The 2,786-nt window shown below is 69.2% G+C and carries 2 protein-coding genes; both read right to left on the bottom strand.

Going from position 1 to position 2,786, the window contains the following annotated elements; translation table 11 throughout:
* Positions 1–154: 154 nt before the first annotated feature.
* A complete protein-coding gene (locus tag U4Z31_RS36735; RefSeq protein ID WP_044849264.1) occupies positions 155–1,192 on the bottom strand; it encodes an ABC transporter permease subunit in 1,038 nt (345 codons plus the stop codon).
* Positions 1,193–1,232: 40 nt separating this feature from the next.
* Positions 1,233–2,786 (bottom strand): sugar ABC transporter ATP-binding protein, encoded by a 1,554-nt coding sequence (locus U4Z31_RS36730; RefSeq protein ID WP_124572231.1) that lies wholly within the window; start codon positions 2,784–2,786, stop codon positions 1,233–1,235.

Raw genomic sequence — 2,786 nt, 5'->3', positions numbered from 1 at the left:
TGGGCGGCGGCGGCGCCGAAGGCGAGCGCGCAGGCGACGGCGGTCAGGGCGGCTTTTTGCTTGAACATGTCGTTGTGTCTCCGGAAGGTCCGTTGGCAGATGGGTGCAGGAGGACCTGCCTGCGCCCCGATGATCGAGTGGTGAGGAATACGAATCAGGTGCGCGCCGAGTCGCGCTGGCGATAGCGGTCGAGCGCGACCGCGCCGATGATCACGAGCCCCTTGATGATGTATTGCCAGATGTCGGACACGCCGAGCAGCACGAGGCCGTTGGTCAGCACCGCGATGATCAGCGCGCCGATCAGCGTGCCGACGATCGAGCCGACACCGCCGACGAAGCTCGTGCCGCCGAGGATCACCGCGGCGATCGCATCGAGTTCGTACGACTGGCCGAGCTGCAGGCCGTTGGCCGCATAGAGCCGCGCGGCCGACATCACCGCGCCGAGGCCGGCGAGCAGGCCCGACGCCGCATACACGAACAGCTGGATCGCGCGCACGTTGATGCCCGACAGCCGTGCGGCTTCCGGGTTGCCGCCGACCGAATAGATCCGCATGCCGAGCACCGTGCGGCGCAGGATGAACCACGACAGCGCGATCACCGCGCAGGCGATCACGACGAGCCACGGCACGCCGAGGATCGTGCCGTTGCCGATGAACGCGAACGGCAGTTGCGGGTTGAAGACGGTCGTGTCGTTGCCGATCAGGCGGGCGACGCCGCGCACGGCCGTCATCGCGCCGAGCGTGACGATGAACGGCGGCAGGCGCAGGAACGAGATCAGGCCGCCGTTGATCGCGCCGAACACGAGGCCGACCGCGAGCGCGATCGGCACGCCGAGCCAGCCCCAGCCGGGGATGGTCGACGCGATGAGCGCGGCGACGGCCGACGCGGCGAGCACCGAGCCGACCGACAGGTCGATGCCGCCCGTCAGGATCACGAAGGTCATGCCGGCGGCGAGCACGATGTTGATCGACGCCTGCTGCGTGACGATCGACAGGTTCTGCAGCGTGAAGAAGCCGTCGGTCAGGAAGCCGAAGCCGATGCAGAGGACCAGCAGCACCGGCAGCATGCCGGCGGTGCGCAGCAGCGACTGCATGCGCGCGCGATGATCGGCGCCGCGCATCAGCGGTGTACGGTTGGCGACCGGATGGGCCGTGGCGGACGCGAGGTTCCGCTGCTTGGTCGGGTTGATCATGTCGGTACCTTGAAGGAAGAAGGAAATGAAGGGGCCGTGGTCAGTGCGCGTCGGCGAGCTCGGCTTGCGAGCCGGTGGCGAGCGCGATGATCGCTTCCTGCGTGATGGGCGTGTGCGTGTGGCCGCCGAGTTCGCCGGCGATCTCGCCTTCGCGCATCACGAGCACGCGGTCGGCGACGCCGATGATCTCCGGCAGCTCGCTCGAGATCACGATCACGCCGACACCCGCGCGGGCCAGTTCGTTGATGATCCGGTAGATCTCGGATTTCGCGCCGATGTCGACGCCGCGCGTCGGCTCGTCGAGGATCAGCACGCGCGGCTTCGTCTCGAGCAGGCGCGACAGCAGCACTTTCTGCTGGTTGCCGCCCGACAGCGCGCCGACGTTGACGTTCGCGTTCGGCACGCGGATCGACAGCGACGCGATCGCGTCGCGCGCGCGCGTGGCGCCGCGCGCGAGATCGAGCGCGCCGAGCCGCGCATCGCGGTTGCACACCGAGATGTTGATGTTGTCGCGCACGCTCATGTCGAGGAACAGGCCCTGGCGCTTGCGGTCTTCCGTCAGGTAGACGAGGCCCGCGTCGATCGCGTCGCGCGGCGAATGCGCGCCGAACGTGCGCTCGCCCAGCTTCACGTCGCCGCGCGTGCGCGGCTCCGCGCCGAAGATCAGCCGCGCGAGCTCGGTGCGGCCCGCGCCGACGAGCCCGGCGATGCCGAGCACCTCGCCCGCATGCAGGTCGAGGCTGCAGCCGCGCACGCGCTCGCCGTCGGCGATGTCGCGCACCGACAGCAGCAGGTGGCCGGGATCGTACGGCGCGTGTTCCTTCTTGTAGAAGCCGGAGATGTCACGGCCGACCATCATCGCGACGAGCCGCTCGGCCGACAGCGATGCGCGCTCGAGCGTGCCGACGTACGAGCCGTCGCGCAGCACCGACACGCGGTCGGACAGTTCGTAGATTTCGGCCATCCGGTGGCTGATGTAGATGATCGCGAGACCTTCCTCGCGCAGCTGGCGGATCAGGCCGAACAGGTGTTCGGTTTCGCGCGACGACAGCGGCGTCGTCGGTTCGTCCATCACGAGGATGCGTGCGCGGGTATGCACGGCGCGCGCGATCTCGACGAGCTGCTGCTCGGCGATCGACAGCGTGCCGACCAGCGTGTCGGGGCCGAACGGCGCACCGAGGCGCGCGAGCACGTCCTGGCAGCCGCGCGCCATCGCCGCGCGGTCGATGGTGCCCCAGCGACGGTTGCCGCGGCGCAGTTCGCGGCCGACGTAGATGTTTTCCGCGACGGTGAGGTTCGGCGCGAGGCACAGCTCCTGGTAGATCACGGCGACGCCGGCATCGCGCGCGGCGAGCGGGCCGTCGACGTCGATGCGCGCGCCGTCGATCAGGATCTCGCCGCCGGCGTCGGCGCGGTACGCACCCGACAGGATCTTCATCAGCGTCGACTTGCCCGCGCCGTTCTCGCCCATCAGCGAATGGATCTCGCCCGGATAGACGGTCAGGCTGACGTTGTCGAGCGCGCGCACGGCCGGGAAGGTCTTGCTGATGCCGCGCATCTCGAGCAGCGGCCGGGGGGACTCAGAACGCGACAT

Source organism: Burkholderia sp. BCC1985, assembly GCF_905339915.1.
GTDB lineage: Bacteria > Pseudomonadota > Gammaproteobacteria > Burkholderiales > Burkholderiaceae > Burkholderia.
The sequence above is the reverse complement of the archived record's forward strand: the minus strand, read 5'-3'. Positions and strand labels throughout refer to the sequence as shown.

Bases quoted from the DNA above. Each gene is read 5' to 3' on its own strand.
- U4Z31_RS36735 (WP_044849264.1), bottom strand. From the start codon at position 1,192: ATGATCAACCCGACCAAGCAGCGGAACCTCGCGTCCGCCACGGCCCAT.
- U4Z31_RS36730 (WP_124572231.1), bottom strand. From the start codon at position 2,786: ATGTCGCGTTCTGAGTCCCCCCGGCCGCTGCTCGAGATGCGCGGCATC.